This is a genomic window from Terasakiella sediminum (assembly GCF_033100395.1).
Taxonomy (GTDB): domain Bacteria; phylum Pseudomonadota; class Alphaproteobacteria; order Rhodospirillales; family Terasakiellaceae; genus Terasakiella.
The window spans coordinates 1-638 of record NZ_JAWLVJ010000079.1; the positions used below are offsets into that span (position 1 = coordinate 1).

At 37.3% G+C, this 638-nt stretch carries 1 protein-coding gene; it reads right to left on the minus strand.

From position 1 onward, the window contains the following. Positions 1 to 99: 99 nt before the first annotated feature. Positions 100 to 564: a putative phage abortive infection protein gene (locus RYZ26_RS19900; RefSeq protein ID WP_317685004.1), complete on the minus strand. Its 465-nt coding sequence runs from the start codon at positions 562 to 564 to the stop codon at positions 100 to 102. Between the last annotated feature and the right edge of the window lie 74 nt (positions 565 to 638).

Genomic DNA, 638 nt, shown 5'->3' on the forward strand with positions numbered 1-638 from the left:
AAATCTGGCAGGAAAAGTTTATAGATTAAACCCGACCTGACAGTCACCGCATCAAAGCGGGTAAGTGTCAGATCAAGTCGCGACTACTACAATTTATGTTCAACGGACAACACCCAGTTCTTCATATTTCTCTTTTACAAACGCTCCGCAGTTGGCAACAGGAGTAGGCATGTATTCAAAAACATGAAAGAGCTTTACTAATTCGTAAAGTTCATCTTCTTCCTCTTCGAACGCAATGCAATATCCGAAGAGTACTGTTAATTCATCATCAGAGAGATGAGCCTTGAACATTTCAGCATATTTTTTTGTTTCTTCATAACTAAGCCTGTCATTGTTTGCCACAAAACGCAGAATGTTCGTAATCATCCTAAAATAGTGACTGACTATACTTCCCATCCAATCATAATCTTGAAGGAATGCATTTGAATACGAATCATATGTTTGATGATTTTTAATTCGACTGACAACAATATGCTTTAAAGTCAGCATAACGGCACATCCACTATCATCACCATGTTTCATACCATCTACAACATCACCAAGAGATTTAGGTCCTGTTGACAAAGTGGATTTACAAATTGCGTAGAATGTGATTCAAGACTTCTTTTTATGAGGAGAAGTCTATGCGTAATTTGATG